Origin of the sequence: Clostridioides sp. ES-W-0016-02 (genome assembly GCF_020641035.1) — a bacterium.
Lineage (GTDB): Bacteria > Bacillota > Clostridia > Peptostreptococcales > Peptostreptococcaceae > Clostridioides.
Genome location: NZ_CP061361.1, coordinates 3,210,796 through 3,224,520, shown reverse-complemented (window position 1 = coordinate 3,224,520; position 13,725 = coordinate 3,210,796). Strand labels below are relative to the sequence as shown.

At 27.7% G+C, this 13,725-nt stretch carries 13 protein-coding genes; 12 read left to right on the top strand and 1 reads right to left on the bottom strand.

The window, feature by feature from the left end; genetic code table 11:
- From IC758_RS15195 to IC758_RS15150, 10 genes are all read left to right on the top strand, one after another.
- Positions 1 to 990, top strand: coding sequence for a Gfo/Idh/MocA family protein (locus tag IC758_RS15195; protein WP_227835253.1), 990 nt, complete (start codon positions 1 to 3; stop codon positions 988 to 990).
- The gene (gene rfbC, locus IC758_RS15190; protein ID WP_227835254.1) at positions 977 to 1,546 is read left to right on the top strand and encodes a dTDP-4-dehydrorhamnose 3,5-epimerase; all 570 of its coding nucleotides are present in this window, start codon (positions 977 to 979) and stop codon (positions 1,544 to 1,546) included. The genes IC758_RS15195 and rfbC overlap by 14 nt, the downstream gene beginning before the upstream one ends.
- Entirely contained in the window at positions 1,539 to 2,453 is a 915-nt protein-coding gene (locus IC758_RS15185; protein ID WP_227835255.1) for an NAD-dependent epimerase/dehydratase family protein, read from the top strand. The genes rfbC and IC758_RS15185 overlap by 8 nt, the downstream gene beginning before the upstream one ends.
- Before the next feature lie 12 nt (positions 2,454 to 2,465).
- The gene (gene glf, locus IC758_RS15180) at positions 2,466 to 3,647 is read left to right on the top strand and encodes a UDP-galactopyranose mutase (protein ID WP_227835256.1); all 1,182 of its coding nucleotides are present in this window, start codon (positions 2,466 to 2,468) and stop codon (positions 3,645 to 3,647) included.
- Positions 3,637 to 4,026 carry a GtrA family protein gene (locus IC758_RS15175; RefSeq protein ID WP_227835257.1) on the top strand — a complete coding sequence of 130 codons (390 nt, stop codon included), beginning with the start codon at positions 3,637 to 3,639 and terminating at the stop codon, positions 4,024 to 4,026. The genes glf and IC758_RS15175 overlap by 11 nt, the downstream gene beginning before the upstream one ends.
- Positions 4,027 to 4,043: 17 nt before the next feature.
- A complete protein-coding gene (gene rfbA, locus IC758_RS15170) occupies positions 4,044 to 4,910 on the top strand; it encodes a glucose-1-phosphate thymidylyltransferase RfbA (protein WP_227835258.1) in 867 nt (288 codons plus the stop codon).
- A gap of 3 nt (positions 4,911 to 4,913) precedes the next feature.
- The gene (rfbB, locus tag IC758_RS15165) at positions 4,914 to 5,972 is read left to right on the top strand and encodes a dTDP-glucose 4,6-dehydratase (RefSeq protein WP_227860558.1); all 1,059 of its coding nucleotides are present in this window, start codon (positions 4,914 to 4,916) and stop codon (positions 5,970 to 5,972) included.
- A 127-nt stretch (positions 5,973 to 6,099) separates the two neighbouring features.
- Entirely contained in the window at positions 6,100 to 7,494 is a 1,395-nt protein-coding gene (locus tag IC758_RS15160) for an undecaprenyl-phosphate glucose phosphotransferase (protein WP_227835260.1), read from the top strand.
- A 47-nt stretch (positions 7,495 to 7,541) separates the two neighbouring features.
- The gene (locus tag IC758_RS15155) at positions 7,542 to 7,979 is read left to right on the top strand and encodes a COG2426 family protein (protein WP_227835261.1); all 438 of its coding nucleotides are present in this window, start codon (positions 7,542 to 7,544) and stop codon (positions 7,977 to 7,979) included.
- Between the two features lie 50 nt (positions 7,980 to 8,029).
- Positions 8,030 to 8,737 carry a PIG-L family deacetylase gene (locus IC758_RS15150; RefSeq protein ID WP_227835262.1) on the top strand — a complete coding sequence of 236 codons (708 nt, stop codon included), beginning with the start codon at positions 8,030 to 8,032 and terminating at the stop codon, positions 8,735 to 8,737.
- Between the two features lie 63 nt (positions 8,738 to 8,800).
- Here IC758_RS15150 and IC758_RS15145 read toward each other — a convergent pair whose 3' ends face one another.
- Positions 8,801 to 9,010, bottom strand: coding sequence for a hypothetical protein (locus IC758_RS15145; protein ID WP_255630930.1), 210 nt, complete (start codon positions 9,008 to 9,010; stop codon positions 8,801 to 8,803).
- Positions 9,011 to 9,431: 421 nt separating this feature from the next.
- Here IC758_RS15145 and IC758_RS15140 point away from each other — a divergent pair, with 421 nt between their 5' ends.
- Positions 9,432 to 11,843 (top strand): cell wall-binding cysteine protease Cwp84, encoded by a 2,412-nt coding sequence (locus tag IC758_RS15140; RefSeq protein WP_227860557.1) that lies wholly within the window; start codon positions 9,432 to 9,434, stop codon positions 11,841 to 11,843.
- Positions 11,844 to 12,052: 209 nt separating this feature from the next.
- A complete protein-coding gene (locus IC758_RS15135; protein ID WP_227846066.1) occupies positions 12,053 to 13,630 on the top strand; it encodes a cell wall-binding repeat-containing protein in 1,578 nt (525 codons plus the stop codon).
- Positions 13,631 to 13,725 lie beyond the last annotated feature (95 nt).

Below are 13,725 nucleotides of genomic sequence, written 5' to 3'. Positions count from 1 at the left end.
TTGAATAAAATAAAAATTGGAATTATAGGAGCTTCAGATATTGCTTTTAGAAGGTTTCTGCCAGCTCTTATTAAGAATGATAAATTTGAATATGTTGGAATAGCTTCAAGAAATCCAGAAAAAGCAAAGAAATTCATAAAAGAATATAAGGGAATGATTTTTTCTAATTATGATGAAATCATTTCTAGCAATGAGATAGATGCATTGTATATACCTTTACCACCAGCACTTCATTACGAATGGGCTAGTAAAGCTTTAGAAAATGGTAAACATGTTTTTTTAGAAAAACCATTTACGACAAGTAATGACGATACTAACAAATTGATAAATTTAGCAAAAGAAAAAAAATTGGCTTTACATGAAAATTACATGTTTAAGTTCCATAGTCAATTAGAATATATTAGAAACTTAATTGATAAAAAGTCTATAGGTGAAATAAGGTTGATTAAAACATCTTTTGGATTTCCAATGAGAGCATCTAATGATTTTAGATATAATAAACAATTAGGTGGAGGAGCATTATTTGATTGTGGTGGTTATACAATTAAACTTGCATCTTATTTGATGGGAAACAAGACTAGAGTTGTAACATCAAAGCTAAACTATTTAGAGAGTTTTGATGTTGATATTTTTGGTTCTGCTGTACTTGAGAATGAAAAAGGAATTATAACGCAAGTTTCTTTTGGTATGGATAATTCGTATAAATGTGATTTGGAGGTTTGGGGAAGTAATGGTTGTATTATTACAACAAGAATTTTTACAGCTCCTACTGATTTTAACCCAAAGGTCATGATTAAAATTGGTAATGAGGAGAAAGTAATTAATTTACAGTCAGATGATCAGTTTTTTAATTCAATTGATTATTTTAATGATTGCATAAATAATGTAAATACTAGAATAGATTCATATATTGAAATTATGAATCAAAGCCATTTAATTCAAACTATAATTGAATCGAACAAAGGAGTGATAAAATATGAAAATTACTGATTTAGGTTTAGAAGGTGTAAAATTAGTAGAATCAATTGTACATGAAGATTTTAGAGGATATTATATGGAATCTTACTCTCTGAGAAGTTTTTCAGATGTTGGTATAAAGAATACTTTTGTACAAGATAATCATTTACTATCACTCAAAAAAGGTACAATAAGAGGCATACACTTTCAGAATATGCCTAAAGCTCAAGCTAAGTTAGTTAGATGTACTAAGGGTAAAATTATGGACTTTGCTATAGACTTGAGAAAAAGTTCGCCTACATATAAAAAATGGGTCTCTGTTGAATTGAGTGCTGATAATAAGAGACAAATATTTATACCTAAAGGTTTTGGGCATGCATGTATTTCACTTGTTGATGATACAGAGGTTCAGTATAAGGTTGATGAATTATATCATCCTGAACTTGATAGAGCTATATTATGGAATGATCCTGAATTTAATATAGATTGGGGTATGGAATCTATTATAGTATCTGAAAAGGATAAAAATGCACCATATTTAAAAAATAGTGATGTAAATTTTGTTTATGGAGAATGTAGATATGAATAGAGTAGTTATTACTGGTGCAAGTGGATTTATAGGAAAATCTCTTTGTAAAGCGTTAATTGAGAGTAAAGTATTTACATATGCTATTGTTAGAGACTCATATAAAATGAAAGATTTAGTATCTAATAAATATATTAAAATTATTGAAGCTGATTTTAATTGCTATGAGCAGATTATATCTAATATAGAAGGAGATATAGATGTGTTTTACCATTTCGCGTGGGATGGAACATATGGTCAAAAGCTTACAAACTATGAATTACAATTAAGTAATGTTAAAAATACTTGTGATACATTGATGTTGGCTACTAAATTAGGATGTAAAAAATTTATTTTTGCAGGAACAATTAATCAACTTGAAATAAAAAAATATATGAATATGGAAACTTGTGAACCTAGATTAGCTTGTATTTATGGAACTTCAAAACTTGCATGTGAAATGATGTGTAAAACTTTGGCATATAATAATAATATAGAATTTAATACAGCTATTATTAGTAGTGTTTTTGGGCCAGGAGATAAATCTAAAATGATACAAAATGTGCTAATTAAAAAATTTATTGATAACGAAAAGCCTAAACTAGTTAAAGGAAATTACTTGTATGATTGGATATATATTGATGATGTTGTTAATATGCTAATTGAAATTGGGAAGAAAAGTGTAAATTTCAGAGAATATTATATTGGAAATATTGAGTTAAGAACATTTAAAGATATAATTTTAGAAGTGAAAAATATTATTAACCCTAATTTAGAAATTACTTTTGGAGAATTAAATGATACATCTGTTATAGATTATTCACAAATAAACTTAAATTCTGTATATGAAGATACAGGATATTTGCCAAAATGTGATTTTAGAGAGAGTATTTTAAAGACAGTTGAATGGGTAAAGACATTGAATTTTTAGAGGAGTGAAAGCATGTTTGATGTTATAGTTGTAGGAGCTGGATTTTCAGGGAGCGTAATAAGTAGAAAATTAGCAGAAGAAAAAAATTTAAAAGTTTTGCTTTTAGAACAAAGAAATCATATAGCTGGAAATATGTATGATGAGATTGATGAATATGGTGTTTTGGTGCAGAGGTATGGACCACATTCACTGACTACTAATAAGCCTTGGATTATAGAATATCTAAATAAATATGGAGAATGGTTTGAACATGATATAAAAGGATTTAGTTTTTTTGATAATAAATATATTAGATTACCATATAATTTTAAAACTGTAAAACAATTATTACCTATAAATGAAGCTAATTATGTAATAAATAAGTTGCGTGAAAAATTTCGAGGTAGGGACAGGATTTCTATTTTTGAAATGCTTGAAGAAAAAGATATTAAGATTAGAAATTTTGGAGAATTAATTTTTGAAAAAGCCTATAAGCCATATGTTTCAAAACAATGGGGATTAAATACAGATGAAATAGATAGAAGTGTGCTAAATAGAGTACAAATGACACTATCGTATGATGAGCGTTATATAAATAAAGATTTTCAGTATATGCCATGTGGAGGATTTACAAATATATTTAAAAATCTATTAAACCATAAGAATATAGAGGTAAGACTAAATTGTAATGCTATAGAAGCTTTAATTTTAGATAAAGAAAGTAGTATTGTTACACACAAGGAAGAAAAATCTAAATGTATAGTTTTTACAGGTGCAATAGATGAACTATTAAATTGTAAATATGGGAATTTACCTTATAGGTCATTAGACATAAAATATTATACAGAGAAAACTGATGCTTTATTGCCATCAGATATAGTGTCATATCCACAGGTTGATGGATATACAAGAAAAACTGAATATAAAAAGTTTAATGGACAAAAGAATATACCTTATACTACAATATCAATAGAATATCCTCTGGAGTATAATAAAGAAAATGAAAAGGGAAATATGCCATATTATCCAGTTATAAATGACAAAAATAGGTTGATTTATGAGAAGTATCATAATGAGTGTAAGATATATAAGAACTTATTTTTGTGTGGAAGATTAGCTGAATACAGATACTATAATATGGATGATGTGATAGAACATGCATTTGATGTTTTTGATGATATTGTAGCGTATTTGGAGAAAAATGATGAATACTAATTTTAAGCATTTGTTGGCTAAGTATAATGAAGGAATTGCATACATTATATTTGGTATACTTACAGTAATAGTTAATACTGTTGCCTTTATGTTAAGCAGTAACTTTTTTGGTATTCTTGAAGCAAATACAATTGCTTTTTTTATAGCAGTATTATTTGCCTATTTTACGAATACTAAATATGTTTTTAAAACAAAAAATACTTTTAAAAAGTTTATTGCTTTTTTAGGAATGCGACTTTTCACACTTATTTTTGATAATTTAGGGATGTTAATTTTAATAAATATAAGTATAGATGAACTTATATCAAAAATAAGTGTGAATTTTTTAGTTATACTATTAAATTATATTTTTAGTAAATTTATGATATTTAAAAACTAATTTGGAGGATATATTATATGAAAGGAATTATACTTGCAGGAGGATCTGGTACACGCCTATATCCACTGACTAAATCTGTATCAAAACAGATGTTACCAATATATGATAAGCCGATGATATATTATCCATTATCAACACTTATGCTTGCTGGTATAAGAGATATATTAATCATATCTACTAATCGAGACATCTCTATGTTTGAAAATTTGTTGGGAAGTGGTAATGATTTAGGAATAAGATTAACTTATAAAATTCAAGAAGAACCAAAGGGATTAGCAGAAGCTTTTATAATAGGCGAAGATTTTATTGGAAAAGACAGAGTTGCTTTAGTTCTTGGAGACAATGTGTTTTATGCAAGAGGATTTTCTGAGATGCTACAAAATGCTGTAGATATAAAATCTGGAGCTGTAATATTTGGATATAATGTTCCAGACCCATCTCAATTTGGAGTAGTAGAATTTGATAAGAAGTGGAATGTAATTTCATTAGAAGAAAAGCCAAAAAATCCAAAATCTACATATGCAGTTCCTGGATTATATTTTTATGATAATGAAGTAGTTGAAATAGCAAAGAAAATAAAGCCATCTGAAAGAGGAGAGCTAGAAATAACAAGTATAAATAATGAATACTTAAAAAGAAAAAAATTAAGAGTAGAGCTTTTCGGCAGAGGCATGGCGTGGCTTGATACAGGAACATCAGAAGGTTTGTTAGAAGCAGCAAACTTTGTTTCTATAGTACAAAAAAGACAAGGTCTTTATGTAGCATGTATAGAGGAGATAGCATATAGAAAAGGTTATATAACAAAAAATGACCTTGTTAGATTGGCTAGTCCGATGTTAAAGACTGATTATGGTAAATATCTGATTCATATAGCGGAGGAATAATCAATGAAAAATATTTTAGTTACTGGTGGCGCTGGTTTTATAGGTTCCAACTTTATTAGACATATGTTGAGTCTATATGATTATAACATAATAAATTTAGATTTACTTACATATGCTGGAAATCTTGAAAATTTGATAGAATTTGAAAATTATAATAATTACTTTTTTATAAAAGGTGATATTACAAATAAAATGTTAATTGAAGATATATTTGACAAGTATTTTATTGATACAGTTATAAATTTTGCAGCTGAGTCTCATGTAGATAGAAGTATAAATAATCCAGAAGTATTTTTGAAAACGAATGTTCTTGGGACTCAAGTACTTTTAGATGTAGCTAAAAATAAATGGAAATGCAATCCAGATGATAAATATTGCTTTAAATTTATGAATGGTGTTAGATTTATACAAGTTTCAACTGATGAAGTTTATGGAACATTAGGAGAAAAAGGTCTATTTACAGAAGAAACACCAATATCTCCTAATAGTCCATATTCTGCATCAAAGGCAAGTGCAGATATGTTTGTAAGAGCATATTATGAGACATTTAAATTACCTATTAATATCACAAGATGTTCTAATAATTATGGACCATATCAATTTCCAGAAAAATTGATACCTTTAATGATAAATAATTGTGAAAATAATAAACTATTGCCTATTTATGGTGATGGTATGCAAATTCGTGATTGGCTTCATGTAAAAGATCATTGCAGAGGAATTGATTCTGTTTTACATAAAGGCGAAATTGGAGAAATATATAATATTGGTGGAAATAATGAAAAAGCAAATATAGATATAGTAAAAATTATAATCAAAAAACTTAATAAAAATAAAGATTTAATTACTTATGTAAATGATAGGCCAGGACATGATAGACGATATGCAATTGATAATACAAAAATAACCAAAGAGCTTGGATGGAAGCCACTATATACATTTGAAGATGGTATATATGAAACTATTGATTGGTACATGAATAATAAAAAATGGCTAGAAAGAGTTGTTTCAGGTGATTACTTAAAATATTATTCTAGTATGTATGCTTTGTCTTATAGATAATAAGGATTTTATGTGTTACTTTGACTTATTTAAATTTTATTTTTGATTAAGATTATTTTACAAAAAATTATAAGTTATGATAAAATAATTAGGTAAAGAAATATAATTTTTAGAAAAAGGTGTTTGTATGATAAAAGAAAATCAGAAAATCCTAAATAGAATACAGATTATATTAGATATGATAGCTATAATATTTTCATACTTTTTAGCATATTGTACAAGGTTTTATATTCTAGATGGAATTAATTCTATTGGATTAAAAGGATACATATTGACAGCTTTATTTTCTGTGCCAATGTATTTTATATTATATCATGTAGTTAATTTATATAATGCAAAGAGAACTATTAATGTGTATAAAGAGTGTAGACATATTGTAAATGCTAATATGTTTGGAGCATTAATCTTAATATTAATATTATTTATACTCAAATTGATTAATTACTCTAGATTAGTGTTATTGTTGTTCATATTTTATAATATAACATTAACTAGTTTAATTAGAATAATAAAAAGATTTTTATTAAGAAAGTATAGATCAAAAGGTTTTAATCAGAAACATTGTTTGATAATTGGGACTACAAGTATGGCCAATGAACTTACAGATAAGATAAATAAAAATAAACAGTGGGGATATAATATTGTAGGGTATTTAAGTGAGGAAAAAGAAGCAGATAATATAGTTGAAAAAAATGATATATTAGGTAATCTAGATAATTTGGAATATATATTGAAAAATACATATTTAGACATGGTATTTATAACATTAGCTCCAAAGGATTTTATTAGATTAGAATATATAATAAAACAATGTGAAAAGGCTGGAGTAAAAACTAATATGGTTCCTTACTATTACAATTATATACCATCAAAGCCATATATAGATGATTTAGATGGTATACCAATAATAGACACAAGACATGTGCCTTTAGATAACTATTTTAATAGTGCATGTAAAAGATTATTTGATATATTTTTTTCTGTATTTGCTATATTATTAACATCTCCAATAATGTTAGTAACAATAATATTAATAAAGTTAACATCTCCAGGACCAATAATTTATAAGCAGACAAGAGTAGGATTAAATAGAAAGAACTTTGATATGTATAAATTTAGGTCTATGAGAGTTCAAGAAGAGAAAGTAGAAAAAACTCAATGGACAACTAAAAATGATCCTAGAAAAACAAAGTGGGGGTCTATAATTAGAAAAACAAGTATAGATGAGTTACCACAATTTTTTAATGTTTTAAAAGGTGATATGTCAATAGTAGGCCCAAGACCAGAAAGACCTTTTTTTGTGGAAAAGTTTAAAGATGAAATCCCAAGATATATGATAAAACATCAAGTAAGACCTGGAATAACTGGATGGGCTCAAGTAAATGGATATAGAGGGGATACTTCAATAGAGAAGAGAATAGAGCATGATTTATATTACATAGAAAATTGGACATTTTTGTTTGATATAAAAATAATATTTTTAACAATATTTAAAGGAATTGTAAATCAAAATGCATATTAGAGTAATAAGTAGTGTTTTTAAGAAATATAAATACAAGGAGAGATATATTGGAATATATAAATTTAATATTTTTTTCTATGATACCAGTCATAGAACTTAGAGGGGCTATACCTATGGGGCTGGCATTAGATTTAAATCCATTATTGGTATATTTATCATGTTTAATTGGTTCTACTATAATAGGCATACCAATATTACTAACATTTAGATATATATTAAATTATTTCAAAGTGAAGGGATATTTTAAGTATTTAATTGATTTGCTTGAAAATAAATTACGTAAGAGAGCAAAACAATTAAAGTCCATAAGTGTAATTGGAATAATTTTGTTTGTTGGAATTCCACTACCAACTACAGGAACTTGGAGTGCAGCTGGAATTGCATCATTACTTGAAATGAGATTGAAAGATGCAATTTTAGGCATATTTTTAGGTAATGTTTTATCTGGAGGTATTGTATTTGCAATAGCATATCATGTATTTTAAGAAAAAATTATAATATTAACGGATTTTTTATTAAAAGGGAGGACATAAGATTGGTAGAAGTAACTTTATTTTTTTCACCACATCAAGATGATGAAACTTTAAGCATGGGAAATGCAATAATTGAACATGTTGAAAAAAGTGATACACATGTAATACTATGTACAGATGGTAGTAAATCAATAATAAGAAAGGTATTAGATGATGGAGGAACATGTTCATATCATATAAAAGACATACATAAATATTCTCTGCCAGAAGAAGAATTCTCAAAAGACAGAGATGAAGAATTTAAAGGTAGTTGTAAGGAAATGGGAGTTAAAGAAAATAATATACATATAGAAGAAAATAGAGCTCATGATGGAGAGTTGAGTAAAGAAAAAGCAAAAGAAATAATATTGAAATATCTAGATAAATATCCAAATGCAAAAGTAAAAACAGTGACCCCATATAAAGCTAGTGGAATACATGAAGACCATAGAGCTTTAGGTGAAGCAGCATTAGAGTTATATAAAGAAGGAAAAATAAAGGATTTAAGATTTTATGTAGAACCATATGACTATAATGATTTCACAAAAGTTAATCCAAATGTAGAAGTATGGGAAGTTTTAAATAGTCAAGAAAATAAACTACTGAGTGCTATGAATGCTTATAAAAAATGGAATCCAGAGAATGGACAGTACGCAATAGGATATCATTCTGTAAAATCACACTTTGACGAATTAAAGGAAAATAAGATTCAATATGTACATACACCTTAATATCTAATATATTTATATTACTTAAATATATAGCGAAGCCTGCTGAAATAGTAGGCTATTTTTTTATTTAAGATTCTTAAAAATTATCATCTTAATAAATAAATAATTTAAAATTATAACAATTATATTTGTAATCACTTTAACTATAACATCATTTACAAAAAGTAAATCAATCATTATATATATTATTACCATTTCAATAACACCAGAAAGCAACTTAAAGTTAAGAAAAGATAAAAATTCTTTAAATAAGAAGATTATCTCAACCCTCATACTTTTGAATACAAAAAACTTATTTGTAACATAAGCAAATAAAACTGCAATTGTCTATAATAAAGCATTTGCAATCATAAAATTAAATAAAATAACTCAAGTAAAAAATAAATATGAAATTATATTGATAAGGGCAGTAAATGCTCCAAAAAATAAATATAATATTGTCTCTCTATGCTTTTTTTAAATCAAATATAACCTTCCTAAACTAATTAAATATAACTATCTTTAAATAAAAATTAAAACATTCTAGTATAATATATCCATTAATAAATCAATAGATTTTAAAATACTATAAAGAATAAAGCTATAAGATTATATAATTAATATATACTTATAATCCATATTTTATAAAAATAAAATATGACCTAGATTTAGAAATCTGATATAATAAAAATTAAATACATACAAGGGGGTAAATATGAGAAAGTACAAATTAAAAAAATTGTCAAAGCTACTGGCATTGTTGACAGTTTGCTTTTTAATAGTGTCAACAATACATGTCTCAGCAGAAAACAATAAAACTTTAGATGGAGTAGAAACTGCAGAGTATTCTGAAAGCTATCTTCAATACTTAGAAGATGTTAAAAATGGAGACACAGCAAAATATAATGGAGTAATACCAGTTCCATATGAAATGGAAGGGACAATACTTCAAAATAAGGGAAGAAGTACTCTTCCATCATCATACAAATCAAGTGTAGCATACAATCCAATGAACTTAGGCTTAACTACACCAGCGAAAAATCAAGGAGAGCTTAATACCTGTTGGGCATTTTCTAGTATGTCAACTTTAGAATCATATTTAAAGTTAAAAGGTTATGGAACTTATGACCTCTCAGAAGAACACTTTAGATGGTGGTCAACTGGTGGAACACATGGATGGGACTTAGATGATATGTCAGGTAGTTCAAATGTAACAGCTATAGGATATCTTACAGCATGGGCAGGTCCTAAATTAGAAAAGGACATACCATATAATCTTAAATCTGAAGAACAAGGTGCAACGAGACCTTCAAATATGGATACTGCACCTACACAGTTTAATGTGACAGATGTTGTACGTCTTAATAAAGATAAAAATACCGTAAAAAATGCAATAATGCAATATGGTGCAGTAACATCAGGCTATGCTCACTATAAAAGCTATTTTAATAGCAATGAAACAGCATATAACTGCACAAATAGAAGTGCACCTTTAAATCACTCTGTATCAATAGTGGGATGGGATGATAATTATTCAAAAGATAACTTTGCATCTGATGTTAAACCAGAATCAAATGGAGCATGGTTAGTAAAAAGTAGTTGGGGAGAATTCAACTCTATGAAAGGATTCTTCTGGATTTCTTATGAAGATAAAACTCTTTTAACAGATACAGATAACTATTCAATGAAATCAGTATCAAAACCAGATAGTGATAAAAAAATGTACCAACTTGAATATGCTGGTCTTAGCAAGATAATGTCAAATAAGATAACAGCAGCAAATGTATTTGATTTTAGTAGAGACTCTGAAAAACTTGACTCAGTTATGTTTGAAACAGACTCTGTAGGAGCAAAATATGAAGTATATTATGCACCAGTAGTAAATGGAGTTCCTCAAAATAACTCAATGACAAAACTTGCAAATGGAACAGTATCATACTCTGGATACATAAATGTGTCTACTAACTCTTATAACCTTCCAAAAGGTAAAGGTGCAATAGTAGTAGTTATAGACAACACAGCAAATCCTAATAGAGAAAAATCAACTTTAGCATATGAAACTAACATAGATGGATACTATCTATACGAAGCTAAAGCAAACTTAGGTGAAAGTTACATACTTCAAAACAATAAATTTGAAGATATAAATACATATAGTGAATTTTCTCCTTGTAACTTTGTTATAAAAGCTATAACAAAAACATCTTCTGGACAAGCTACTTCAGGAGAATCTTTAACTGGAGCAGATAGATATGAAACAGCAGTTAAAGTTAGTCAGAAAGGATGGACTTCTTCACAAAATGCAGTACTAGTAAATGGAAATGCAATAGTGGATGCTTTAACAGCTACACCATTTACAGCAGCAATTGATTCTCCAATCCTTTTAACAGGAAAAGATAATTTAGACTCAAAAACTAAATCAGAATTACAAAGATTAGGAACTAAAAAGGTTTATCTAATAGGTGGAGAAAATTCTCTAAGTAAGAATATACAAACTCAACTTAGCAATATGGGTATATCAATAGAGAGAATTAGTGGTAGTGATAGATACAAGACTAGTATATCTCTAGCTCAAAAACTAAATAGTATAAAATCTGTTTCACAAGTTGCAGTGGCAAATGGTGTCAATGGACTTGCAGATGCAATTAGTGTTGGCGCAGCAGCTGCTGACAACAATATGCCAATAATACTTACTAATGAAAAGAGTGAGTTACAAGGTGCTGATGAGTTTTTAAATTCATCAAAAATAACTAAGTCTTATATAATTGGTGGTACAGCTACTTTATCATCAAACTTAGAAAGTAAGCTTTCAAATCCAACAAGACTTGCAGGAAGCAATAGAAATGAAACTAATGCTAAGATAATAGATAAGTTCTATACTAATTCAGATTTAAAATATGCTTTTGTTGTTAAAGATGGTTCAAAAAGTCAAGGTGACTTAATAGATGGACTAGCAGTAGGAGCATTAGGTGCTAAAACTGATTCACCAGTAGTTCTAGTTGGAAATAAATTAGATGAAAGTCAAAAAACTGTACTTAAATCTAAGAAAATAGAAACTCCAATTAGAGTTGGTGGAAATGGAAATGAAAGTGCTTTTAATGACTTAAATAGTCTTCTAGGAAAATAACAAAGTTAAATATTTTGTAATTTAAAAAATATTTAATATTGCTTTAAAAATATATAAAAGAAATAAGCCCTAACTGTTAATATGGTTAGGGCTTATTTGTTGAGAATTTTTTTATCTAGAAAATGTAATAATTTTAAACTGTAAAATAGTGTAAATATATTCTATAATATAATATAGTAAGATTTTAAACGAAATAAGGGGGTAATAAAATGAAAGCACCAAAAACTATTTTAACAATATTGACAATAGCGCTTACTTTAAGTGGGATTTCTATAACTTCATCATATGCACTTACAGAGGAAAAATTAATAGGTGAAGGGAGATATGAAACTGCTGTAAAGATAAGCCAAAAAGCATATAGTTCTAGTAATAATGCTGTATTAGTCAATGATAGCTCTTTGGCTGATGCTCTTTCAGCTACACCATTTGCAAAATCTAAAGGAGCTCCAATACTTTTGACAGAAAGTAATAAACTGGATGATAGAACCAAAACAGAGCTAAAGCGTTTGGGAGCTAAGGATATTTATTTAATTGGTGGGACTGCCGTGTTAAACAAGGATATAGAGAATCAATTAAAAAGTGATGGATTAAATGTAGAAAGAATTAGTGGTAATGATAGATATGAAACTTCATTACTTTTAGCAAATAAACTAAAAGATATTAAAGATGTTAAGGAAGTAGCTGTTGTAAATGGCGAAAAAGGGCTAAGTGATGCTGTAAGTGTTGGGGCACCTTCTGCTCAAAATAATATGCCTGTAGTATTATCTAGTCCAAAGAATGGAGTAGAAGCATTTGAGAAATTTATAAAAGATGAGAAAGTTATAAAGGCATATGTAATAGGAGGTACAAATTCTGTTTCAAGAGCAGTAGAAAAGAGTCTTCCTAATGCAGAAAGATTGAGTGGAAAGGATAGAAATGAAACTAATGCCAAGGTTATAGAAAAATTTTATTCTGATGTAGATTTAAACAATCTATATGTAACTAAAGATGGAAGTAAACATGAAAATCAACTTATTGATTCATTGGCAGTTGGAGTATTGGCAGCAAAGAATGAATCACCTGTTGTTTTGGTCGGTGATAAACTAAATACAAAGCAAAGGGATATACTTAGTACTAAAAAATTAAGTACTGTAACACAAGTTGGTGGAAATGGAAATGAAGAAGCTTTTAATGAAATTAAGACTTTACAAGATAAAACTATCTTTGAAGCTAAAACCGTTGAGGAATTAACTAATATGATAAATATTGCAAGTCCTAATGACATTATTAACTTTAATCCAAAAGAGGATACTGTAAATGAAGCTTTTAGAATGGTAACAAATAAGCCAATAACTGTGAATATAAAAGGTGATTGTTCAAAGACTATCACTATTGATATGCCTAATGGTGAGGTAAATAACTATGCTACTTTAGTAAATGTTATAGTGAGAAATATTGGAGAAGGTGGATTTAACAATCATGATACAATAACTATATTGTCAGTTCGTGACAAAAATGGTAGAGTTATAGAAAATACTAGAAATTCAGATATAGAAACAATGATGATATTGGCATCTGCTAATGATACAAAATTGATTAATGATGGTTATATAGGAAAGCTTATAGATAACTCATCTAATAGTGACATCACTAATCATGGTACTATAGACAAAAAAGTAAATCAGGTTGAAGATTTAGAAGCTAAGGTTGATTCAATTGAAAAAGCTATAGATTCTATAAGCCAGAAAATTAATAAGATACAAGATATATTAGATAAACTTGGATTTCTAAAGAAATTTCTTAACTAAAAAGATGTATATTTAAGAAAGCTATGTTTTAGACTTATATTTGAAGATATACAGTTAGATGGATTCATAGCTAAAGCTAAATATACAGTTAAATC